Below are 22,604 nucleotides of genomic sequence, written 5' to 3' on the forward strand. Positions count from 1 at the left end.
GCTGACTATTCCCGTTCCAGCGCCCGCCAGCCGATGTCGGTGCGGTTGAAGCCGCCGGGCCAGTCGATCTTCTTGATCGCGGCGTAGGCGCGTTCCCGGGCCTGGGCGATGTCCTTGCCGCGGGCGCAGATGTTCAGCACCCGGCCGCCGGCGGCGACCAGCTGGCCGTCTTCCTGACGACGGGTTCCGGCGTGGAAGACCTGCACATGCGGGCCGAAGTCCTGCTCGGCGCCGCGGATGATCGACCCCTCGACCGGGCTGTCGGGATAGCCCTGCGCCGCCATGACCACGCAGATCACCGTCTCGGGCAGGAACTCGGGCGGCGGCGTCCGGCTCAGGTCGCCGCGCGCGCAGGCCAGCAGCACCGGCACGATGTCGCCGGCCAGCCGCATCATCAGCACCTGGCATTCCGGATCGCCGAAGCGGGCGTTGAACTCGACGACCTTGGGGCCCTCGTCGGTGGCCATCAGGCCGGCGTACAGCACGCCGCGATAGGGCATGCCCTCGGCCGCCATCCCGGCGATCACCGGGGCGACGACGTCGCGCTCGGCGGCCTCGACCAGTTCGGGCGTGAAGACCGGGGCCGGGGAATAGGCGCCCATGCCGCCCGTGTTCGGACCCAGATCGCCGTCATAGGCGCGCTTGTGGTCCTGGGCCCCGCCCAGCAGGACATAGTGGCGGCCGTCGGACAGGGCGAACAGCGAGCCCTCTTCGCCGGCCATGAACTCTTCGATGACGACGCGGGCCCCGGCCTGGCCGAAGCGGCCGCCCAGCATCCATTCGATCTCGCGCTCCGCCTCGCGCTTGGTCGGCGAGATGGCCACGCCCTTGCCCGCCGCCAGGCCGTCGGCCTTGATGACGTAGGGGGGCTTGAACACCGTCAGGGCCTGCCGGGCCTCGTGCAGCCGCTCATAGACGCCGAAGCCCGCGGTCGGGATTTCGTGGCGTTCCATGAAGGCCTTGGAGAAGGCCTTGGAGGTCTCCAGCTGGGCCGCCTTGGCCGTCGGACCGAAGCAGGGGATGCCCGCCGCGTTCAGCCGGTCGGCCAGACCCTTCTCCAGCGCGCTCTCGGGGCCGACCACGACCAGATCGGCGCGAATCTCGCGCGCCAGGGCCGCCAGCTGGTCGGCGTCGGTCACCTTGACCGGGCGCAGTTCGCCCAGCTTTTCCATGCCCGGATTGCCGGGCGCGATAACCAGCCGCTTCACCAGCGGTGACTGGGCGATCTTCCACGCCAGGGCGTGCTCGCGCCCGCCTGATCCGACCAGCAGGATATTCATGCCCGCGCAATGACCGCACCTGCGAAGGCGGTCAAGTCACGAGCGGCGCCAAACGACCTTAACCGGCCGGCGGAGGGGTCCATTCGGGCAGCGCGGCCAGCTGGGCGGCGCTCAGCGTGGTGGTCAGATTTTTCTCGGTTCCGTTGGCGTGGGCGATCGGGCTGATGTCGGCGATCGGCAGGGCCACCTTGCGGTCGCCTGGCCCTTCCAGCTCGACCACCACCTGCGTCAGGGCGCCCGAGGCGTCCAGAACCAGGGTTTCGATATCGCCCAGGTCGGTGAAGTTCGCGGACACCAGATCGGCGTCCTCAAGCTCCTTGCGGGTCATGCCGAAGGCGAGGGCGGCGGTGGTCTGGGCGGTCTGGGCGCGGGTCTCGGTGACCGGCGCGGGCGCGGCGCCCGGGGCGGGGGCCTGAACCACGTCGTCGGTGGTGTTGTCGGAGCAGGCGGCGACGGCCAGCAGGCTCACGGCGGCGGCGCTCAGAAGGGCGGTGCGGATCATCGGAACTCTCCTCGGGATCAAAGCAGGGCGGATACGACGTAGACCAGCCCGCCCAACATCAAGATGCCGCCTAGGATCACCCACGGGCTGACGGCGGGCGTGTCGCTCCGCTCGCGCAGGCCGCGTTCGCGCGGCGTCTCGTCTCCAGGATCGGTATCGGGCGGGTCGGCGGGCATGATCCGCAAACGACCCACACCTGAACGGCGTTCCCCCTGCCGTGGCGTCAAGCTTCACCCTGTCCCTTGCGGCCAAGGCGACCTAAACCGCCCGACCATGTTCGATTCCCTTCGTACCGACCGCCGCTTCGCCCTCCTCGCCGGAGCCGCATTCTGCGCCCTGGCCAGCGCCGCCCAAGCCCAGACCGCGCCCCAGACCGCGCCGGACTCGCTGGACGAGGTCGTCGTCACCGGCTCGCGCCTGTCGGGGGCCCAAAAGCTGGCTCCGGTCGAGATCCTGGACCATCGGACGCTGGACCGAGCGGGCGTCACCGACGCGGCCCAGGTGCTTCAGCTGCTGACCGCCAACTCCGGCTCCGAAGCGCGCGTGGACCAGCTGAACCAGCCGCAGAGCTCCGGCACGGCCCAGTTCAACCTGCGCAACCTCGGTCTCGGCTCGACCCTGGTGCTGGTCGACGGCCTGCGCTGGACCTCCAGCGCTGCCGTGGCCGCCGACGGCTCGAACTTCGTCGACATCAACAGCCTCGTGCCCCTGATCGCGCTGCGGCGCATCGAGACGTTCAAGGACGGCGCCTCGGCCCTCTACGGCTCCGACGCCGTGGCCGGGGTGGTCAACTTCATCACCCGCGACGGCGTGGACCAGCCCGAGCTGCGTGTCCGGTACGGTTTCATGGACGGGGCGGACGAGACCCTGATCGAGGCGTTGGGCGGCCTGCGGGTCGCGGGCGGGGACCTGACGCTGGCGGCATCGCATCTGCATCGGTCGGCGCTTGGCTCGGACGAACGCGCCTTCACCCAGGCCCAGACCTATGGCCGCGCCGCATGGACGGCCGTGACCAGCTACGGCCAGCCCGGCTCCTACTTCCGGCCCAGCACGAACGCCTATGCGCCGGATCCGAACTGCACCAATCCCGCCTTCACCCACGCCTTCCGCAACAGTCCGACCGACGCCTTCTGCCGCCTCGACTATTCGGACTTCTTCGACCTGTCGCCGGAAGAGACCCGCACCCAGCTGTTCGCCGGATGGCGCCGCACGGTGGGCGCGGTGGATGTCCGGCTGCAGGCCGCCTGGTCCTCGACCGAGACCATCGCGCGTCAGAGCCCGTCCCTGCCCATCCTGGCCCGCAGCCTGACCGTGCCGGCCTCCCATCCGGACAATCCGTTCGGCGAGGCGGTGCAGTTCCGGGGGCGTCTGCTGGGCGCCGAGGCCGGGGCGTCCCAGGCCGAGTTCGACTACCGGACCTGGCGTCTGGCGGGCGGCCTGGCCGGGCGCTTCGCGAGCGGCTGGACCTGGGACCTGTCGGCGACCTCCAGCCGCCAGCACATCGCCTATGACAAGCCCGACGTGATCGGCACGGCCCTGCAGAACGCCCTGAACGGCCTGGGCGGCGCGGGCTGCAATCCGGCGACGGGAACGCCCGGCGCCGGACCTTGCCGGTACTTCAACCCGTTCGGCAGCGCCTACCTGCGCACCGGTTCGGCCAATGACCCCACGCTGGTCGCAGGGCTGATCGGTTCGACCGGCCTACGCGGCGCGGCCACCCTGACCACCGTCGACGCCCAGACGAGCGGCCGGGCCCTGAACTGGACCGGCGGCGGGGCCGACCTGGCTTTCGGCGTCCAGTATCGCCGCCGCGGCCTGCGCCACGACTGGAGCGATCTGGTCAATGCGGGCGAGCTGCTGACGGCAGGCTATTCGCCCGACTTCGACGGCGACCAGGAAGTCTTTTCGGCCTTCGCGGAGGCCCGCATCCGCCTCGGCGACGCCATCGAGGCCCAACTGGCGGCCCGGCAGGAGGTCTATGACGGCGGCGAGAGCGCGCTGAGCCCCCGCGTGGCCGTGCGCTGGGATGTCGCCGACGCCCTGACCCTGCGCGCCTCCTGGGGACAGGGCTTCCGCAACCCGTCCGTCTATGCGCTGGCCGGCGCCCAGGCGTCGCAGCCGTCCGTCTTTGATCGCGGCGCCTTCGTCTTCGTCAACACCCTGACCACCGGCGACCCCGATCTGAAGCCCGAGGAATCCGAGACCCTGACGGCGGGGGCGGTCTGGACGCCCCTTCGCGGCCTGCAAATCGGCCTCGACGCCTGGCGGATCGACTACACCAACCTGATCGTCAAGGAATCCGCCCAGGCCGTCATCGACCGCGCGACGGCGGATGATCTGGCGGGCCTGACAGGCACGGCGGCGCAGGCCCGCGTCACCCGCGCGCCGGGCGGCGCCCTGACCTTCGTCGACCTGCGCTTCGCCAACGCCTCCTCCATCGAGACCCAGGGGCTGGATCTCTCGGCCCGCTATGAACGCGACCTGTTCGACGGCCGCTTCTCGGCCTCGGCGACGTGGACGTACGTGAACCGCTACGACATCCGCCTGGCGCCCGGCGCGCCGACCACCTCGGGCCTGGGCTCGACCAATCTGAACACCCTCGCGCGGTCGATGCCGCAGGACCGGGGCGAGTTCGCCCTCGGCTGGTCGGGGCCGAGCGACACCATCACCGTCCTGGCCCACTACACCGGCGGCTATCGCAATGACCGCAGCGGCATCACCGATCCGACCATCGATCACTGGACCACGGTGGACCTGCAGTACGTGCGGGCCCTCTCTTCGGCCTTGGACCTCTCGCTGGGCGTCATGAACGTGGCGGATTCCGACCCGCCGCTGGCCCAGTTCGCGCTCGGCTACGATCCGATCGCCGCCGATCCCCGCGGTCGGGTGATCAGCATCGGCCTGACGAAGCGGTTCTGAGTTTCGCCCGGCTCCGCGCCTCGCTAGGCTGACGCCATGACCGACGACTACGTCTTCGAAGGCCCGGCGGACGAACCGCAGGCGCCGCGCGACAACAATCCGCCCCAGACGGTCTCGGAACTGTCGTTCGCCCTGAAGCGCACGCTGGAGGACCGGTTCGGCCATGTCCGCCTGCGCGGCGAGATCTCCAAGGTGAACCACCACGCCTCGGGCCACGTCTATCTGACGCTCAAGGACGACAAGGCCGCCATCGACGGCGTGATCTGGAAGGGCTCGGTCCGGGGCCTCGGCGTACGGCCCGAGTCGGGGCTGGAGGTCATCGTCACCGGCAAGATCACCAGCTATCCGGCCCGCTCGTCGTACCAGATCGTCATCGAGAGCATGGAGGCCGCCGGCGCCGGCGCCCTCCTGGCCCAGCTGGAGCGGCTGAAGACCAGGCTGGCCGGCGAGGGGCTGTTCGAGGCCGCGCGCAAGAAGTCCATCCCCGCCTTCCCGGCCACGGTCGGCGTCATCACCAGCCCGACCGGCGCGGTGATCCGCGACATCCTGCACCGCATCGCCGAGCGCTGGCCGTGCCGCGTCATCGTCTGGCCGGTGGTGGTCCAGGGCGACGCCGCGGCGGGCCAGGTCGCCAACGCCATTCGCGGCTTCGATGCGATGACGCCTGACGGCCCCGTTCCGCGTCCCGACGTGGTCATCGTCGCGCGGGGCGGCGGCTCGGTCGAGGACCTGTGGTGCTTCAACGACGAGGGGCTGGCCCGCACGGTCGCCGCCGCCTCCATCCCGATCATCTCGGCCGTCGGGCACGAAACCGACACCACCCTGATCGACTTCGTCTCGGACCGCCGCGCGCCGACGCCGACCGGCGCCGCCGAGATCGCCACCCCGGTGCTGGCCGACCTGCAGTACGCCGTGGCCGATTTCGAGCGCCGCCTGGCCCGCGCCGGGGGACGGTTGCTGGAAGACCGCCGCACCCGCTTGCGCGCCGCCGCCCGCGGCCTGCCGGCCCGGCCCGAGGACCTGCTGGCCCTGCCGCAGCAGCGGCTGGATCACGCCGGAAGCCGCCTCGGCTCGGCCCTCCATCGCAATGTCGCGGTGCACGAACGGCAGTACGCCTCGGTTTCAGCCCGCCTGTCGCGGGGGCTGCTGGATCGCGCCACCGAGCGGCGCCGGGATCGCCTGACCGCCGTCGCCGGGCGGTTCGATCCGCTGCTGCCGCGCCGGCTTGAGCGGGATGAGACCCGGCTGGCCGCCCTGTCGCGGGCGCTGGCGACCCTTGATCCGAAGCGGCCCAAGCCCGGCTTCGCCCGTGTGGAGGATGCAGAGGGGGCCATGATCGCCTCCGCGGCCGGGCTGCACGACGGTCAGGCCGTGCGTCTGGTCTTCGCCGACGGATCGAAGGGCGCGCGGATAGAGGGGGAGGGGGCCTCCCCGTCTCCGGCGCTCGTGGAGCCCAAACCGCGCCCGGCGGCGAAGCCCAAGCCCGCCGCTCCGGGGCAGGGCGACCTGTTCTAGCCGTGTCTCCAGCGCTCCGGCCGCGATGACCGGTGGAGCGGAGCCTCGGATCACCCCCACGCCCAGATTCGACGCATCTCCCTGCTAGGGTGCCGGTCCTCGGATCTTTGACAATCAAACACGCCCGACGCTCCGGTTGAGCCCGTTCGATTTCCCCCGCCTCAGGCGAATTTGTGCACAATGTGCACTCCATTTTTTCCGAGTGCACTTTTCCGGCTGATCCGCGTCGGATGCGCCGGGAAGGCGGGATTCGGCGTTTTTAGCCCGACAGGGTCGGCCAGGGCCTTGGCGCTCCCCGTTCGCTCAAGCTAGGCTGTCGTCATGGTCCAATCTCCCGGTGAACAGGCGACGCTCCACTACGGCGATGGCGAATTCGCCGTCCTGAAGCCCGGGCGTGTTGTCACCTGCGCCGTCTCCGGAAAGCCGATCCCGCTGGAAACCCTGCGGTACTGGTCGGCCCGGCTTCAGGAAGCCTACGCCGGCCCCGAAGAGGCCTTCCAGCGGCTGGGCCAGCAGCCCTGATGCTGGACCGGCGCGGCCTGCTTGCCGGCAGCGCGGCGCTTCTGGCCGCCGGCGCCGCCCGCGCGCAGACCACGGGCTCCGACCTCGACCTGACCGGCCGCTTCGTACAGGGCGGCCACGCCATCGGCCGGACCTGGCCGCGGGCGCTGGTCTTCGTCGACGGCGAATCCCTGACCGCCGCCTCGGCCGACGGCTGGTTCATCGTCGGCTTCGACCGCGATGCGGCGGGCAGCGTCGAGATCGAGGCCCGGTCGGACGGCCGCTCGGCCCGCCGGGTGCTGTCCATCGCGGCGGGGACCTTCCCCGCCACGGCGGTCAACGGCCTGCCGCCGGCGACGGTGGAGCCCTCGGACCCGGCCCTGCTGGCCCGCATCCGGGACGAGGTTCTGCTCAAGACCGAGGGCTTCGCCAGCCGTACCGACGCGGACGGCTTCCGTGACGGCTTCGTCTGGCCGCTGGAGAGCTTCCGCATCACCAGCCGCTGGGGCGCCCAGCGCGTGCTGAACGGCACGCCCGCCCGGCCCCATTTCGGCATCGACCTGGCCGCGCCGCAGGGCTCGGCCATTCGCGCGCCGGCGCCCGGCCGGGTGACCCTGGCCCAGCCGTCGCTGCATTTCGAGGGCGGGCTGGTCCTGATCGATCACGGTCAGGGCCTGATCACCGCCTATCTGCACCAGTCGCGGCTGGAGGTCCGGGAAGGGCAGGATCTGATGCGCGGCGATCTGATCGGGCGGGTCGGCATGACCGGGCGAGCGACCGGTCCCCACCTGTGCTGGCGCATGAAATGGCGCGATCGGAACCTCGATCCGTCGCTGCTGGTCAAATCCTGAGCAAGCTTAGCCGTTTACGCTAAAGTTGAAACAGCGTTCGCTGATAGACGCGGGCCGAATCCGGCCCTAGACGTCGCGAACGCCGACGGTTTGGCCGTCTCCACCAAGCTGTCCTGCATGTCTTCCCTCGCCGCCCTTCAGGTTCTTCTGGTTGATGATAACCAGCACATGAGGGCGATCACCTCCGCTGTTCTTCAGTCCGCCGGAATCCGCAAGCTGCGCGAGGCCGCCGACGGCGCCGCCGCGCTCGAAATCCTGCGCGACCATGCGGTTGATCTGGTCATCGTCGACTTCAACATGTTTCCGCTGGACGGGGTCGAGTTCACCCGCCTGGTGCGCAACAGTCCCGACAGCGCCAATCCCTATCTGCCGATCATCATGATGACCGGCCACTCCGAGAAGACGCGCGTCTACGAGGCGCGCGACGCCGGGGTGAACGAGTTCGTGGTCAAGCCGATCACCGCCAAGGCCATTCTGGACCGCATCCAGGCGGTGATCTTCCGCCCGCGCCCGTTCGTGAAGACCGACGGCTATTTCGGGCCCGACCGCCGCCGGGTGCAAAGCGCCGACGACAAGGGGCCCAAGCGCCGCGCCACGGACCGGCCGCACGAGGTCTGAGGCGGTCTAGAACGAAATCGGTCGAGTTGGACGTAGTCCGGCTCGGCTCAGATTTCGCTCCAGTTTGATGCTGGACCATTTTTTGGATTCAGGTCGATCCGACCTGAAGCAAAAATGGTCTAGCGCTCGGCGGCCAGCGCGTCATAGACCTTCTGCGGCCAGCGCTTGTGGACCCAGAACCAGTCGACCGGATGCTCGCGCACCCGATCCTCGATGAAGGTGGTGATCGCCTGCACGCCGCGGACGATGTCGCCCGACCGGTTGCCGGTCTTCTCCAGTTCGATCGGTTCATGCGCCGTCACGCGGAAGCGCACGCCCGGCAGGCGCACCACCGACATCGGCTGGATGAAGGTTCCGAACCGCAGGGCCAGCCGGCTGGGCCCCGGCGCCGCGTTCACCGGCTGACCGAAGAAGGTCACCTCGGGGCCTTCCGAGAACTTCTGGTCGTTCATCAGCGCCACGGACTCGCCGCGCGCCATCCCGGCCAGCAGCTCGCGCGCGCCGTCGCCGCCCTTGGGCGCGAACAGGGTCACGCCGTAGCGGGCCCGCGCCTCGCGGATCTGCTTGTCGACATAGGGGTTGTTGGCCGCGCGATAGGTCACCTGGCAGGGCACGCCCGCCGCCACGATCACCGCCGCCATCACCTCGATATTGGCCATGTGGCCCGAGACCAGCACCGCCGGCCTGCCGCTGTCGCGAATGGCGTGCAGCCGCTCGATGCCGACGATCTCGATCCGTCCCGACGCCGGGGTCAGCTGATCCATCACCAGGGTCTCGGCGAAGGTGCGGCCGGTCTGTTCCCACTGGGCCGTCGCCAGGGCCTCGCGCTCGGCCCGCGGCATGTCCGGGAAGGCGATGCGCAGGTTGCGCATCACCGTCTTCTGGGTGCTGGTCATCGGCCCCAGGGCTTTCAGCAGCCAGCCGCCGACCGCGGAGGCCCGCGTCAGCCCCAGCAGTCGCATGAGGCCGATCAGGCCGGCGAAGGCCACGCCTTCCAGCCGCCAGGCCAGGTCCTGGCCGAAACTCACCTTGGGACCGTCACCAGGCAATCGTCAGCCCGCCGTCTACGACCAGGGTCTGGCCGGTCACATAGGCCGCCGCCTTGCTGCACAGATAGACGGCGGTGCCCGCGATCTCGTCCGGCTGTCCGATGCGCTTCATCGGATTGGGCTCGACGGTGACCTTCAGCACTTCCTCGTTCTCCCACAGGTAGCGGGCGAAGTCGGTCTGGATCAGGCCCGGCGCGATGCAGTTGACCCGCACGTTCGACGGGCCGAACTCGACCGCCAGGTTGCGCACCAGCTGCATGTCCGCCGCCTTGGACACGTTGTAGGCGCCGATCAGGGCGTTGCCGCGCAGGCCGCCGACCGACGAGATCACCAGAATGGCCCCGTCCTTCCGCTCCACCATCTGCGGCGCGACCATCTGGATCAGCCAGTGGTTGGCCAGGACGTTGTTATGGAAGATTTTCTGGAACTGGTCGTCCGTGATGCCGCCCATCGGCCCGGCGTAGGGATTGGACGCCGCGTTGCAGACCAGGATGTCGATCTGGCCGAAGGCGGCGATGGTCTCGTCGACCAGCCGCTGCAGTTCTTCCTTCGAGGCGATGTTGGCCGGGACGGCGATGGCCGTGCCCTCGCCGTGCTTGGCGTTCAGCGCTTGAGCCACTTCGTCACAAGGGCCGGCCTTGCGCGACGAGATCACGACCTTGGCGCCGTGCTCGGCCATCCGCTCCGCGATCGCCTTGCCGATGCCCTTTGAGGAGCCGGTGATCACCGCGACCTTGCCGGTCAGGTCGAACAATTCCATCGTTAACCTCGAAAGCGTGGGGAGAATCCGTGTTCGGACCCTATGCGTATTGCCGTGATACCCCGATACTCGGGCGATTCCATCCGGGAAGGCGGAAACTCCGTACCCCATGCGCGCCATAACCAACGGCTTTCTGTTCTTCGGCTACCTGTTCCTGGCGATGACCGTCGGCGCCTTCCTGTGGCGCGCGGGTCTCGGCGGCGGCGCAGGCGTGGCCGCCGGCTTCGGCACCGCGGGCCTGCTGATGGCGATCCACGTCCTGGTCGTCGGACGAACTCAGCGCGCCGCCCTGAAGAAGGAAATCGACCAGGTCCGCGAGGCCCACCGCCTGCTGGCCGACGCGATGGAGTCCACCCAGGGCGCCCTGACCGAACTGGCCCAGGCCATCGAGGCCGGAGCCCTGACCTCGACCGAGCAGCTGTCGGGCGAAGTCCGCATGCTGGAGACCCTGATCCAGCAGATGAGCGTCTCCATCGAGGAGCGGGTCCAGCAACCGGTCCCCGCCAGCCCGTTCGAGGCGCGTCACCGCCAGCAGTCCAACGTCCTGCTGCAGACCATCCACGAGGCCCTGGCCGAGAACCGGGTCGACCTCTACCTGCAGCCGGTGGTCTCCCTGCCGCAGCGCCGGACCATCTTCTACGAAAGCTTCACCCGCCTGCGCGCCGCCGACGACCGGGTGATGATGCCGGCCGAGTATCTGTCCGTCGCCGAGGGCGAGGGGCTGGTGCCCGCCATCGACAATCTGCTGCTGTTCCGCTGCGCCCAGATCGTGCGCCGCCTGGCCCGTCAGGACCGCAAGGTCGGCGTCTTCTGCAATGTGGCCCTGTCCTCGCTGGGCGATGAGACCTTCTTCCCGCAGTTCCTCGACTTCCTGAGCGAGAACCGCGACCTGAACCAGGCCCTGATCTTCGAGCTGGGCCAGGCCGTGTTCGACGCCCGCGGCGCCGTCGAGGCCCGCAACATGGCCAAGCTGGCGGACCTCGGCTTCCGCTTCTCGATCGACAAGGTCCAGACGCTGGACCTCGACTTCGCCGACCTGCAGCGTTCGGACGTGAAGTTCCTCAAGGTCGCCGCCGACCTGCTGATCGAACAGCTTCTGGATCTCGACAACGGACCGGCCCTCCCGTCCCTGCGCGACATTCAGGCCGCCGACTTCGCGGGCCTGACCCGCCGCTACGGCATCGAGGTCATCGCCGAGAAGTGCGAGAGCGAGCGCCAGATCGTCGACATCCTCGAACTGGACGTCTCCATGGGCCAGGGCCACCTGTTCGGCGAGCCCCGCGCCATCAAGGAAGCCGTGCTGGCCGAGACCGATCCGCCCGCCGAGTTCCTGCGCTCCACCCTGCGCAGCGCCGAACAGCGCCGCCGGTTCGGCTAGGATTCAATAGCGCGGATAGGGGCGGTGGTTGTCCCGCCAGTAGACCCGCTCGGTCCCATAGCGACGGTCGCGGTTGTAGCCGCCGAAGCCATAGCCGCAGGGATCGTCCTCCGCCGACAACTGGTTGCCCAGCAGGCCGCCCGCCAGCGCGCCGATGGCCGCGCCACGCTCGGGATTCTCCTTGTCTATCGCCGCCCCTGCCAGGGCGCCCAGGGCCGCGCCGCTGGCCCTCGCATAGTCCCGGTTCCGGGCGTAGTCGCGCTCGCAAGCCGAGGCGTAGCCGTCGGTGGTGGCGCAGCCCGCGGCGGCGGCCCCCAGGGCGGTCAGGGCGGCGAGGATCATCAGGCGGCGCATGCGGCTTTCCCTCCGTAATCCCGTGTCGAACACACGGGCGTCGGGACTGTTCCGCTCAGCCCTCGCCGCGCAGCAGGCGCAGGAACCCCGCTTCGTCCTCGAACGCAGCCTTCACCGGCCAGGAGGTCACCCGCGTCCGCCATTCGGGGGGCAGACGGGACCAGTCCTTCTCGGTGGTCACCAGGGTCGCGCCGAACTGTTCCGCGCGGTCGGCGAGGAAGCGGAGATCCTCGGTCTTGAAGGCGGCGTGGTCGGGGAAGGGGGCGAACTCGGCCAGATCGGCGCCGGCGGCCTTCAGCGAGCGCTCGACCTTCCACGGCTTGGCGATGCCGGCGAAGCCGACCAGCGGTCCGGACGGCGGCGGACCGGCGGGCTGCAGCCGGGCGATGAAGACGGGCAGGGCGCCGAAGGTCTCCAGCAGTTCCGGATCGGGCTCGGCCAGATCGGACGGCATCAGGACGATCGCGGCGTCGGCGCGGGCCAGACCGGCCTTCAGCGGCTCGCGCATCGGACCGGAGGGGAAGACCGAGCCGTCGCCGAAGGGCCATTCGTCGTCGCGGGTCTCGCCGTCCACCACGATCAGGCTGAGGGTCTTCTTCAGGGCCGGGTTCTGGTGTCCGTCATCCAACACGAGAGCCTTTGCGCCCGCGGCGGCGGCCGCCTTGGCGCCGGCCACGCGGTCGCGGGCGATCCAGGCGGGGCTGTCCAGCGCGAGCATCAGCGGCTCGTCGCCCACTTCGGCGGCGGTGTGGAGGTTCAGGTCGACCCGGATCGGGCCTTCCAGCTTTCCACCGTAGCCGCGCGACAGGGCGTGGGCCTCGACGCCTGACAGCCGCAGCAGCCGCAGGACCTCGCGGGCGACCGGCGTCTTGCCCGATCCGCCCACGGTCAGATTGCCGACGGAGATGACCGGCACGCCCGGATCGACCGGCGTGGCGCGGGCGATGCGGTTGGCCGTCACTCCGGCCCAGATCCACGACAGCGGCTTGAGCAGCATCCGCGTCATGGCCGCATGCTTGCGGTCGCGCAGATACCACCATTTCGGCGTGCTCAGGCTCATCGCCGGCTCGGCTTCGGCGGCAACAGGGGATGCATCGCCTCGATCAGCCGTTCCAGCCCGGACCCGGCCTCGGCGGCGGCGCGACGGCCGCGGTCGCCCATGGCCCGGGCGGCCTTTTCGTCGGCCAGCAGGGGTGTGAGCGCGGTGGGCAGGTCCCAGGGCGCGGCCACGATCTGCAGGCCGCCGGCCTCGACCAGCGCCTCGGTGATGGCGGCCCAGTTGGTCATGTCCGGGCCGGTGACGGCCGGCTTGCCAAGCCGCGCGGGCTCCAGCGGGTTGTGGCCGCCGACGGGGGGCTTCTCCAGCGCCGCCGAGAAGCTGCCGCCCATGACGACCACGTCGGCCAGCCGCAGGAACAGGCCCATCTCGCCCAGGGTGTCGGCGACATACAGGTCGGTGTCGTTGTCCGGCTGACGTCCCTGCGAGCGCAGGGCGAAGCGGTAGCCGTCGCGGGTCAGGGCGGCGGCGATGGCGGCGCTGCGCTCCGGATGGCGCGGGATCAGGATCAGGCACAGCCGGTCGGCCAGCTTGTCCAGGGCGCGGACGATGGCGATCTCCTCGCCGTCGTGGGTGCTGGCGGCCACGACCACGGGCCGGTCCCCGATGGCGGCGCTGAGCTTGGTGAAGGCCGCGCCGTCATGCGGCGGGGCCTCGCCCGCCAGCTTGAGGTTCACATGGCCGTCGATACGGGCGCCCAGGCTCTCCAGCCGGTCGGCGGAAACGCCGTCCTGCGGCAGGATCACGTCGAAGGCCGACAGGATCTCGCGCGCCGCCGCGGGGAAGCGCCGCCAGCCGGCGACGGTCTTCTCGGTGATCCGGGCGCTGGCCAGCACCAGCTTCACGCCCCGGCGGCGGGATTCGAGGATCAGGTTCGGCCAAAGCTCGCTTTCGACGAAGATGCCGACCACGGGCTTCCAGTGGGTCAGGAAGGCGTCGACCGCGCCCGGCGCGTCGACGGGGGCGAACTGATGGATCACGCCTTCGGGCAGACGGTGCGCCAGCAGGGCGGCCGAGGTCAGGGTGCCGGAGGTGACGAGCAGGTTCAGGTCCGGGCGCGTGGCGCGCAGCTTGGCGACCACCGGCAGCAGGGACAGGGTCTCGCCGACGCTGACGCCGTGCAGCCAGACCACCTCGCCGTCGGGACGGGGGACCCGGGTCAGGCCCAGGCGTTCATCGACGCGGACGGGGTCCTCCTTGCCCTTCTTCGCCCGACCGTCGAGCAGGCGGGGGGCCAGCGGCTCCAGCATCCGGGTCAGGAGCCGGTAGAGGATCAGGGCGGGGCTCACGTCAGACCCGCTTCAGGCCGGTGATGGCGTCGGCCTCGGCCTCGACGGCGTCCAGGCGCTCGGCCCAGGCGAAGGCGACATCGGCCACGTCGGCGCCTTCCGGATAGTCGGCCACGTCCCAGACGATGGCCCCCTTGCCGAAGGGCAGCGGCAGGACGGCCTTGTCCCAGCTGTTCAGACGGATGGCCGGATTGCAGGAGATGCCGATGAGCAGGGTCGGCGCCCCCGACAGCTTGGCCAGCAGGGGCAGGCCCTCGGCCATCTGCCGGGCCGGGCCGCGCGGACCGTCGGGGGTGACCGCCAAGGCGCCGACCTTCAGCTGGCGCAGGCCGTCACGCAGGGCCTGGGTGCCGCCCTTGGCGCGGTCCGCCTTGTCCTTGTTGGCGGACGAGCCGCGCACGGCGGGGATGCCCAGAAGCGCCATCGCCCGGGCGATGAACTGGCCGTCGGGCGACAGGGAAACCAGGCCCTTGACCGGTTGAGCGCGGTCCAGCGGCCAGCTGGCGGGGCTCAGGCTGATGCGCGAATGCCAGAAGGCGCACAGCACGCCGCCGCCCTGTTTCCATATGGCCTCGGCCACGCCTTCGTTCTGGTGCGTCCAGCGGATGGTGGCGAAGCAGAACCGCATCCACCACGCCAGGGCCCAGGCGAAGAACGCCTGGACGACCGGGTTGCGCAGCGGCCTCATGAAACGCTCGCCACGGAGACCGGATCGCTGTCCAGGGATTGCTGTCGCGCCAGGCGGGCGTACAGGCCGCCCTTCTTCACCAGCGCCGCGTGGCTGCCGGTCTCGACCACCTTGCCGGCGTCGATGACATAGATGCGGTCGGCGTTGCGGACAGTCGACAGGCGGTGGGCGATCATCAGGGTGGCGCGGCCCTCCATCAGCCGCTCCAGCGCGACCTGCACCAGGGCCTCGCTCTCCGTGTCCAGCGCCGAGGTGGCCTCGTCCAGCAGCAGGATGGGCGCGTCCTTCAGGAAGGCGCGGGCGATGGCGATCCGCTGGCGTTGGCCGCCGGACAGGCGCAGGCCTGCCTCGCCGGCCCGGGTCAGATAACCCTCGGGCAGGGCGGTGATGAAGTCATGGGCGGCGGCCGAGGCGGCGGCGGCCTCGATCTCGTCCTGCGAGGCCCCGGGGCGGCCATAGGCGATGTTGGCGGCGATGGTGTCGTCAAACAGGAAGGGTTCCTGCGTGACCAGGGCGATGTGGGTGCGCAGGTCGTGCAGTTTGAGCTCGCGGATGTCGCGGCCGTTGATGGTCACGGCGCCCGATGTGACGTCGTAGAAGCGGGGCAGCAGCGACAGGATCGTCGACTTGCCGCCGCCGGACGGGCCGACCAGGGCCACGGTCTCGCCGGGCTTCACCGACAGGGAGACGTCCGACAGGGTCGGCGCGCCGCCGTCGGCCGCGGGGGCGTAGGCGAAGCTGACGTGGTCGAAGGCGACGGTGACCGGGCCGGTCTCCAGAGGCGCGGCGTCGGGCGCCTCGCGGATTTCGGGCTCGATGTCGAGCGAGGCGAACAGGCGCCGGGCGGCGGTCAGGCCCTCGGCCATGACGGTCTGCAGGTTGGTGACCTGACGCAGCGACTGGCCGGCGGACATCAGCAGGCCGATGTAGGCGGCGAACGCGCCGACGGTCATCTGGCCCTGACGCGCCTGCCAGCCGGCGTAGGCCATGACGGCGGCGACGATGACCATGGCGACGAGGTTGGAGAAGGGACCGGCGAAGGCGCGGCTGTCGGCGGACTTGATGACGTGGCGCTGGCGGCGGGCGACGACCTCGCCCACCCGGGCCTCCTCGGCGGCCTCGCGGTTCTCGATCTTGATCAGGCGAACGCCGTCCAGGTTCTCCATCAGGGCGGTGGAGAGGTTGGACGTCTCGACCATGGCGCCGGTCGTGGCCTTGCGCACCCGCTTGCCGAAACGGCGAATGACAAGGGCGATGACCGGCGCGCCCAGCAGGACGATCAGGGTCAGCCGCCAGTCGGTCCAGGCCATGTAGCCGATCACCGCGATCAGGGTCAGGGCGTGCTGGGTGTAGTTGACCACGCCGTTGGTGAAGGCCTCGCGCACCATGTTGGCGTCGAACAGCACCGAGGAGACGAAACCGCCGGAGTGCTGGCTGCGCAGGCGGGCCAGGTCGGCGCGGATCATGGCGCCGAACAGGCGCACCTGGATGTCGCCGACGATGCCGTGACCCAGTCGGTTGACCAGAGCCGCCTGGCCCAGGGCCGCGATGGTCCAGATGACGCCCGCGCCGATGATGATCAGCGGAATGCTGACCAGCGCCTGTTCGGGCGGGATGGTGAAGACGCGCCAGATGGTGACCGGCTTGCCCAGGAACAGTCCGTCGACGGCGGGCTGCAGCAGTTGCAGGACGGTGGCGGCCATGACGCCGACGACGGCCGCGCAGAGGATGGACAGGAACAGGGGCGTCCGGTGGTGCGAGAGGTAGTCGCGCCAGATGCGCGCCAGCAGCGGGCGCAGCGGCTCTTTCTCGTCGGTCGCGGGGGCAGGCGTCGTCATCGGTCCGAGGTCGGACGACGGGGGGAGGAAGTCAAGCGGGGATGGCGTGACGCGGCCGCTCCGACCCTCTATCTCCCCTGCATGCCTCGTTACGACCTCTCCACCGCCGCCGGCCGCTTCAGGGCGAAGTGGGACTACGTCTGGAAGGACCACGCCTTCCTGAGGCGGTGGTTCATGAACGCCCACTGGCTGGGGCCGGATCTGGTGCGGACGAACCAGCCGTCGCCGCGCCAGCTCGCCTGGTGGAAATCGCAGGGGATCAAGACGGTCATCAACCTGCGCGGGGCGCGGGACGAAGCCTATTACGCGTTGGAGACGGACGCCTGCGAGCGGCTGGGCCTGACCCTGATCGACGCGCCGCTGGACAGCCGGGATCCGCCGCAGCCGGACCGCATCCACCGGGCGAAAGGGCTGTTCGAGACGATCGAATATCCGGTGCTGATCCACTGCAAGTCGGGGGCGGACCGGGCCGGGATGATGGCGGTCTTCTATCGCCACTTCCATCTGGGCGAACCCATCTCGGAAGCGATCAAGCAGCTCGACAAGAAATACCTGCACCACCGCGAGGGGCTGACCGGGGTGCTGGACTACACGCTGGAGAAATACCTCAAGGAGGTCGAGCCCACGGGCGTCAGCTTCCTGGAGTGGATCGACAGCCCGGCCTATGATCCCAAGGCGATCCGGTCCGAGTTCAAGGGCCAGTGGTGGGGCACCCTGCTGACCGAGAAACTGCTGCGGCGGGAGTAGGGCCTCAGCTCCAGGGGCCGCGCGGTCCTTGGGGGGACGGCGGAGGGCTTTCGCCGCGCTCCGAGGCCAGTTCGGCGTCGCGCCGCGCCTTGCGGTCGGCTTCCCAGTCCCTGAACCACCGCGTCCACCGCATCTCGCCGCGCAGGGACATGGTCCACAGCACCAACGCCATGAGCATGAAGACCAGGGCGCTGATTTCCTCAGCGCCGAGTGTGCGGCCGAACAGGGTCATGGGTGTTTGGTATCATCCGGCGACGCGGGCGTCACCGGGTCGTTCCAGGCGGTGTCGGACTCTCGCGGGGCGTTGCTGTTCGCATCCGGCTTGCGGCGCGTGACCCACACGACGATGCCGACGGCGATGGCGCCGAGCACCAGCACGATCAGAAGAGTGTTCACGGGCGATCCTCCGTCAACGTGACTGTCACGGACAGAGCGTTCGAGCGACGGCCCCGGTTCCCGCCAGGACCCGGGGGCGCGGTCAGTGCTCGTGGGCGTCGCCGCGCGGATCGATCATCCGGTGGGCGTGCAGGATGAAGTAGCGCATGTGGGCGTTGTCGACCGTGGCCTGGGCCTTGGCCTTCCAGGCCTTGCGGGCTTCCTCGTAGTTCGGGAAGGCGCCGACGAATTCGACCTTGGACAGGTCGCGGAACACCGGAGCGTCCAGATGGCGCAGCTCGCCGCCGATGACGATGTGCAGCAGCTGGTTTTCGGTTTCGGCGGTCATGTTCGTATCCCGGAGGAGGGCGTCTGTGGGGTTCACCGTCCCATTTGCAGGTTGAAATGACCTGAAAGAGGCGGATCAGCGCGGCGCGAGCGGAATAGGCGCTGTCCGCCGCACGATCAACGGGTGAAGGGCCGGGGCGGAGCAGATCAGGCTGGTTTGTCGCGGATCGGGCTGGTTGAAGCGCCACAGGCCGCCGTGGTGGTCGCTGACCTTCGCCCCGGCTTCTTCCGCGATCAGGGCGCCGGCGCAGACGTCCCAGTCCCATTTGGGCGTCAGGGCGATGGCCGCGTCAAACGCGCCCGCGGCGACCAGCGCCATGCGATAGGCCAGGGCGTTGCGCTTCTCGTAGCGCATGGCGGGCCAGGGCTCCGGCCAGTGCGGTCCTTCCATCAGCCGGGCGTCGGCCAGCACCGAGGCGTCGTCCAGGTCGGTGGTGTCCGACGCCGTGATCGTCCGCCCGTTCAGGGACGCGCCGCCGCCCAGGGTGGCGACGAAGGTCTCGTTCAGCATGGGGGCGTGAATGACCGCGGCGACCGGTCGGCCGTCCTCGACCACGGCGATGGGAATGCACCACCACGGCTTGTCCTTCATATAGGCCACGGTGCCGTCGATCGGATCGACCACGAAAATGCGCCGCTTCGACAGTCGCTCGGCGCTGTCGGCGGTCTCCTCGGACAGCCAGCCGTAGTCCGGACGGGCCGACAGCAGGCGGGCGCGCAGCAACTGGTCGACGGCCAGATCGGCCGAGGTGACGGGCGAACCGCCGGACTTGGACCAGATCTTCAGCCCCCGCTCGCGCTCGGACAGGGCCAGCTCGCCGGCGGCGAGGGCCGCGTCGCGGATCAGCTCGAGATCGGTGGCGAAATCCGTCATTTGCCCGCGATGGCGACGCCGTCGAACAGTAGGGACGGACTGTTGAAGCTGCTGCGGAACTCCAGGTCGGAGCCGGGGACCAGGCGCGCCCACAGGTCCTTCAGATTGCCCGCGACGGTGACTTCGCTGACCGGATAGGCGCGTCGTCCGTTCTCGAACCAGAAGCCCGATACCCCGGCGGACCAGTCGCCGGTGTTGCCGTTCAGCGAGGGGCCGAACATCGAGGTGATCAGCAGGCCGGTCCCCGCCTGGCCCATCAGGCCGTCAAGATCCTGCTCGCCCGGCTCCAGATGCAGGTTGTGGGTCGAGACGCCGGGCGGTCCGGCGAGGCCGCGCGAGGCGTGGCCGGTCGAGGCCAGGCCCAGCTGGGCCGCCGCGCTGCTGTTCAGCAGCCAGGTGGTCAGGACGCCGTCATCGATGATGGATTGCCGGCTTACGGCCACGCCCTCGTCGTCGAACGGGGTCGAGCCGAGACCGCGCGGGCGGAAGGGATCGTCGATCAGGCGCACGCCCTCGGGCAGAACCCGTTGGCCGAGCCGGTCCTTCAGGAAGGAGGTGCCGCGCGCGATGGAGGCGCCGGAAATGGCGCCCAGCAGGGGCGACAGCACCTGGGTCGCCACGCGGTTCTCGAAGATCACCGGGGCGGTGGTCGAGGCGATCTTGCGCGGACCGGTGCGTTCGACGGCCCGCTTGCCCGCATAGGCGCCGATGGAGTCGGCCGAGGGCAGGTCGGACAGGTGGCGGACGGCGCGGTGCTCTCCGCCCCGCTCCATGGCCCCGTCCTTCTCGGCGATGACGCCGACGCCCAGCGAGAAGGCCGAGCCCTGATAGGCGCCGTCGAAGCCGTGCGAGGTGACCAGACGCCAGCGGCTGGACGAGGCGGCGGCGTGACCGCCCTCCGAACGGGCGACGCCCTCGACTGCCAGCGCGACGGCCTCGGCTTCGGCGGCGGCGGCTTCCAGATCGGCGGCGCTGCGCTCGGTCGGGTCGTAGAGGTCCAGATCGGGGAACGGGCCCTTGGCGAGGCGATCCTGCGGGGCCAGTCCGGCGTAGGGGTCTTCCGGCGCGAGGCGGGCCATGGCGACGGCGCGCTCAACCAACCGGGCGCGGGTCTTGTCCGACAGGTCCGAGGCTGAGACGGTCGCCTGACGCCTGCCGATGAAGACCCGCAGGCCGAGGTCGCGGCTCTCCTCGCGCTCCACATCCTCCAGCGCGCCGTTGCGCACGCCGATGGACAGGGAGGCGCGCTCCGAGGACACCGCCTCGGCGGCGTCCGCCCCGGCCTTCAGGGCGGCGGCGACGAGGTCGGGCAGGATGTCGGAGGCGGCGGCGTCACGCGGGGAGGTCATGCCCCGATATGGCCGGGCCTCCGCCGGGGCGCAACCGCCGTCAGAAGACGGCGGCGAAGATCAGCAGCCCCGCCGAGGCCAGGAAGGGCAGGTAGGTCAGGATCATGCCGAACATGCGTCCGGCGGCGGGCTGCTTCTCCTGCGCCATGCCCCAGGCATGGAGCACCCGGCCGAGGAAGAATGAACCGCCCAGCACGTGCACGACAGGCGCGCTGTAGAAGACCGCCACCACGGCTAGCGAGACCAGCGCCACCGGGATGTATTCGATGGCGTTGCCGAACGCGCGGGTGGTCGTGGTCAGCTCGGCGTGGCCGCCGTCTCCGACCGAAACCTTGAGCTTGCGCCGTCCGGCGCTGATCCGCATCGACAGGAACAGGACGAACAGCAGCGAGAGGCCGGTCCAGAGCGCAACCGCCCGGAAGGCCTCGGTATGGAAGGCCAGCGCCTGTTCGATGCTCATGGAATCGCCCCTCAGTTCTCGCGCGCCACCGGATAGAGGCGGTAGTGGTCATCATAGAACGGGGTTCGTTCATAGAACCACTGCAAACGGGCGTCGCCGTTGGCGGCGAAGTCCGGCTCGGCGGCCAGCTTGGCCTCGAACTCGGCCTTCAGGGCCGGATCGGCGGCCATCATCCGCTCGGCCAGCGGGGCGATGGCGTAGCCCTCGATGTATTCGACGCGGCTCAGCACCTCGGGGAACAGGCCCCAGGCGAAGAAGCTTTCCGACGACTGCGGCTCCAGCAGCAGGACGACGATGTCGCCCAGCGGCTGGTCGGTCGGCACGCGCACCGAGCCGATCGGGAAGGTCCAGTCGCGGCGCTCGGGCGTTACCGAGGTCACGGTCACCGGAACATGGCCTTCGTTGGCGCGGGCGCCGACCTTCGGATCGTCGAGGCGCAGCATCTCCACCGGCACGGTGCGCGGCGCGGTCAGGGTCTCCATCGTCACGCCGTGTACGCGCAGGCGCTCGATGATGTCCGTCCGGTACGACGGCACCCAATAGGCTTCGGGCCGGCGCAGGGTCAGCGTCGGATGCGAGGTGTAGAACGGCAGCTGCCACAGCACGGGATCGGCCTGCCCCAGCCAGCGGATTTCGCGGCGGCCCGACGCCGGGCTGTCATAGGTTTCATAGGTGATGCCCTTGAACGGGCGGGTCACGGTCGGCTGGTCGTTCTGGACGAAGTTGGCGGGGATCTCGGCCGGACGCAGGGCGCTGTCGGCGGTGATCGCGGCGCGCAGGTCCCGGCCGTCGCTCGCCAGCAGCTTCAGGGCCTGTTCGAGGAAGACATAGGTGCCCAGCACGCGCTGTTCGTGCGGTTTGAGGCTGTGGTTCTCGATCAGGATGGTCGGGACGTGGGCCGCCGAGCCCCAGCCGTTCGAGAAGCGCTCGCCCAGGCCGCCGTCCGACAGGCCGGCGCGCGGGTTCTGGTCGTCGATGCCGAAGACCAGTTCGCCGGGGATGTGGCCGCGCGCCTCGAGCGCCGCGTTCATCGCCGGCTTGAAGGCGTTATCCAGCCACAGCGCCGTGGCGGGCGAACGGGAATAGACCCCGTCCTCGCCGTTGTAGCCGTAGGTGACGTCGTACTGGTAATCCATGCCGTCGGTGACGTGGATGTCGACGTACAGGTCGGGCCGGTACTTCACGATCAGGCCGCGCACCGCCCGCATCTCGGGCTGGTCCAGCTTCAGGTAGTCGCGGTTCAGGTTCTGGTTGGTCGCCGTGTTGCGCCAGCCCTGAATGCGCGGTCCCCGTTGGTTCGGGCGGCTGTAGGCGCTGGCCCGCTCGTGTCCATCGACCGACAGGATGGGGATCAGGATCAGGTTGACCCGGTCCAGCAGGTCGTCCTTGCCGTAGAAGGCGATGTCGCGAAGCAGCATCATGCCCGCATCCTTGCCGTCGATCTCGCCCGGGTGGATGCCGGCCTGCGCCAGCAGCACCGGCTTGGACGGATCGAAGCGCGCGCCGTCCTTCGAGGCGATGACGGCGTAGATCGGCCGGCCTTCCGGCGAGACGCCGAACTGCTCGATGCGGATCAGGTCCGAGGCGGCGTCCAAGCGGTCGAACCAGGCGCGGGTGTCGGCGTAGGTCGGGCTGAAGTCATGCTCGGCGTCGGCTTCGAAGGCCGTGACCCACGGGTCCGAGGCGGCGCGCAGCAGGTCGCGGCTGGCGCCGTTCCACTCCGGCGCCGGCGGCAGGAAGGGTTGATCCCACGGCGCGGCGTTGGGGACAGACTGGGACATGGCGGGACTCGCGAACAGAAGGGCGGCTGCGATCAGAAGGGGGGTGCGCATGATGCTTCCTCGACCAAATG

23 protein-coding genes and 1 pseudogene are annotated in these 22,604 nt (G+C 69.9%); 7 read left to right on the plus strand and 17 right to left on the minus strand.

All coding sequences use genetic code 11. The features are described from left to right. Nucleotides 1–5 precede the first annotated feature (5 nt). Genes purD through AC07NB_RS12360 form a run of 3 tightly spaced genes read right to left on the minus strand, consistent with a single transcriptional unit; the run spans nt 6 to nt 1,967 of the window. A complete protein-coding gene (purD, locus tag AC07NB_RS12350) occupies nt 6–1,280 on the minus strand; it encodes a phosphoribosylamine--glycine ligase (RefSeq protein WP_291835741.1) in 1,275 nt (424 codons plus the stop codon). Between the two features lie 58 nt (nt 1,281–1,338). Then, nucleotides 1,339–1,782, minus strand: coding sequence for a hypothetical protein (locus tag AC07NB_RS12355; protein ID WP_492312541.1), 444 nt, complete (start codon nt 1,780–1,782; stop codon nt 1,339–1,341). Between the two features lie 17 nt (nt 1,783–1,799). Further along, entirely contained in the window at nt 1,800–1,967 is a 168-nt protein-coding gene (locus tag AC07NB_RS12360) for a hypothetical protein (protein WP_291835750.1), read from the minus strand. An 88-nt stretch (nt 1,968–2,055) separates the two neighbouring features. On the opposite strand from AC07NB_RS12360, the gene AC07NB_RS12365 reads away from it, so the two are divergent. The 5 genes and pseudogenes from AC07NB_RS12365 to AC07NB_RS12385 all read left to right on the plus strand — a co-directional run. Next, nucleotides 2,056–4,701 (plus strand): TonB-dependent receptor plug domain-containing protein, encoded by a 2,646-nt coding sequence (locus AC07NB_RS12365; RefSeq protein ID WP_494571471.1) that lies wholly within the window; start codon nt 2,056–2,058, stop codon nt 4,699–4,701. A gap of 36 nt (nt 4,702–4,737) precedes the next feature. Next, a complete protein-coding gene (gene xseA / locus AC07NB_RS12370; RefSeq protein ID WP_492312543.1) occupies nt 4,738–6,216 on the plus strand; it encodes an exodeoxyribonuclease VII large subunit in 1,479 nt (492 codons plus the stop codon). Nucleotides 6,217–6,537: 321 nt separating this feature from the next. After that, a complete protein-coding gene (locus AC07NB_RS12375) occupies nt 6,538–6,738 on the plus strand; it encodes a DUF2093 domain-containing protein (RefSeq protein WP_291835729.1) in 201 nt (66 codons plus the stop codon). Continuing rightward, nucleotides 6,738–7,568, plus strand: coding sequence for a M23 family metallopeptidase (locus AC07NB_RS12380; protein WP_494571470.1), 831 nt, complete (start codon nt 6,738–6,740; stop codon nt 7,566–7,568). Before AC07NB_RS12375 ends, AC07NB_RS12380 begins: the two co-directional genes overlap by 1 nt. 63 nt (nt 7,569–7,631) lie before the next feature. Next, nucleotides 7,632–8,186, plus strand: a pseudogene (locus tag AC07NB_RS12385) (response regulator); the annotation flags it as partial. Between the two features lie 119 nt (nt 8,187–8,305). Here AC07NB_RS12385 and AC07NB_RS12390 read toward each other — a convergent pair. Then, nucleotides 8,306–9,214, minus strand: a complete 909-nt coding sequence (locus tag AC07NB_RS12390) for a lysophospholipid acyltransferase family protein (RefSeq protein ID WP_492312546.1) — start codon at nt 9,212–9,214, stop codon at nt 8,306–8,308. A 10-nt stretch (nt 9,215–9,224) separates the two neighbouring features. Then, a complete protein-coding gene (locus tag AC07NB_RS12395) occupies nt 9,225–9,995 on the minus strand; it encodes an SDR family NAD(P)-dependent oxidoreductase (RefSeq protein WP_494571469.1) in 771 nt (256 codons plus the stop codon). Between the two features lie 109 nt (nt 9,996–10,104). Between AC07NB_RS12395 and tipF the strand changes: the two genes are divergently transcribed. Beyond that, on the plus strand, nt 10,105–11,373 hold the full coding sequence (gene tipF / locus AC07NB_RS12400) for a flagella assembly cyclic-di-GMP phosphodiesterase TipF (protein ID WP_492312548.1): 1,269 nt from the start codon (nt 10,105–10,107) through the stop codon (nt 11,371–11,373). A 3-nt stretch (nt 11,374–11,376) separates the two neighbouring features. Here tipF and AC07NB_RS12405 read toward each other — a convergent pair whose 3' ends face one another. From AC07NB_RS12405 to AC07NB_RS12425, 5 genes are read right to left on the minus strand one after another with little or no spacing between them, the layout of a single operon-like run. Next, on the minus strand, nt 11,377–11,727 hold the full coding sequence (locus tag AC07NB_RS12405; RefSeq protein ID WP_494571468.1) for a YMGG-like glycine zipper-containing protein: 351 nt from the start codon (nt 11,725–11,727) through the stop codon (nt 11,377–11,379). 55 nt (nt 11,728–11,782) lie between these two features. Next, entirely contained in the window at nt 11,783–12,787 is a 1,005-nt protein-coding gene (gene lpxK / locus AC07NB_RS12410) for a tetraacyldisaccharide 4'-kinase (protein ID WP_494571467.1), read from the minus strand. After that, a complete protein-coding gene (locus tag AC07NB_RS12415) occupies nt 12,784–14,073 on the minus strand; it encodes a 3-deoxy-D-manno-octulosonic acid transferase (RefSeq protein WP_494571466.1) in 1,290 nt (429 codons plus the stop codon). The genes lpxK and AC07NB_RS12415 overlap by 4 nt, the downstream gene beginning before the upstream one ends. Before the next feature lies 1 nt (nt 14,074). Beyond that, complete coding sequence (locus AC07NB_RS12420) at nt 14,075–14,761, minus strand: lysophospholipid acyltransferase family protein (RefSeq protein WP_291836130.1); 687 nt, start codon at nt 14,759–14,761, stop codon at nt 14,075–14,077. After that, complete coding sequence (locus AC07NB_RS12425) at nt 14,758–16,599, minus strand: ABC transporter ATP-binding protein (RefSeq protein WP_492312552.1); 1,842 nt, start codon at nt 16,597–16,599, stop codon at nt 14,758–14,760. The genes AC07NB_RS12420 and AC07NB_RS12425 overlap by 4 nt, the downstream gene beginning before the upstream one ends. Before the next feature lie 81 nt (nt 16,600–16,680). On the opposite strand from AC07NB_RS12425, the gene AC07NB_RS12430 reads away from it, so the two are divergent. Continuing rightward, on the plus strand, nt 16,681–17,346 hold the full coding sequence (locus AC07NB_RS12430; RefSeq protein WP_494571465.1) for a protein tyrosine phosphatase family protein: 666 nt from the start codon (nt 16,681–16,683) through the stop codon (nt 17,344–17,346). A gap of 4 nt (nt 17,347–17,350) precedes the next feature. On the opposite strand, the gene AC07NB_RS12435 is transcribed toward AC07NB_RS12430, so the two are convergent. From AC07NB_RS12435 to AC07NB_RS12465, 7 genes are all read right to left on the minus strand, one after another. Beyond that, on the minus strand, nt 17,351–17,578 hold the full coding sequence (locus tag AC07NB_RS12435; RefSeq protein WP_494571464.1) for a hypothetical protein: 228 nt from the start codon (nt 17,576–17,578) through the stop codon (nt 17,351–17,353). After that, complete coding sequence (locus AC07NB_RS12440; protein ID WP_291836146.1) at nt 17,575–17,742, minus strand: hypothetical protein; 168 nt, start codon at nt 17,740–17,742, stop codon at nt 17,575–17,577. Before AC07NB_RS12440 ends, AC07NB_RS12435 begins: the two co-directional genes overlap by 4 nt. Before the next feature lie 82 nt (nt 17,743–17,824). After that, nucleotides 17,825–18,070 carry a DUF4170 domain-containing protein gene (locus AC07NB_RS12445; protein WP_492312555.1) on the minus strand — a complete coding sequence of 82 codons (246 nt, stop codon included), beginning with the start codon at nt 18,068–18,070 and terminating at the stop codon, nt 17,825–17,827. Between the two features lie 75 nt (nt 18,071–18,145). Next, a complete protein-coding gene (locus AC07NB_RS12450; RefSeq protein ID WP_291836152.1) occupies nt 18,146–18,943 on the minus strand; it encodes a 3'(2'),5'-bisphosphate nucleotidase CysQ in 798 nt (265 codons plus the stop codon). Further along, nucleotides 18,940–20,292, minus strand: a complete 1,353-nt coding sequence (locus tag AC07NB_RS12455) for a TldD/PmbA family protein (protein ID WP_494571463.1) — start codon at nt 20,290–20,292, stop codon at nt 18,940–18,942. The genes AC07NB_RS12450 and AC07NB_RS12455 overlap by 4 nt, the downstream gene beginning before the upstream one ends. A 40-nt stretch (nt 20,293–20,332) precedes the next feature. Further along, the gene (locus AC07NB_RS12460; protein ID WP_291836157.1) at nt 20,333–20,752 is read right to left on the minus strand and encodes an MAPEG family protein; all 420 of its coding nucleotides are present in this window, start codon (nt 20,750–20,752) and stop codon (nt 20,333–20,335) included. Nucleotides 20,753–20,763: 11 nt separating this feature from the next. Further along, nucleotides 20,764–22,584 (minus strand): M14 family metallopeptidase, encoded by a 1,821-nt coding sequence (locus AC07NB_RS12465; RefSeq protein WP_494571462.1) that lies wholly within the window; start codon nt 22,582–22,584, stop codon nt 20,764–20,766. Nucleotides 22,585–22,604 lie beyond the last annotated feature (20 nt).

It is taken from the genome of Brevundimonas sp. GW821-FHT09G01, assembly GCF_059416065.1.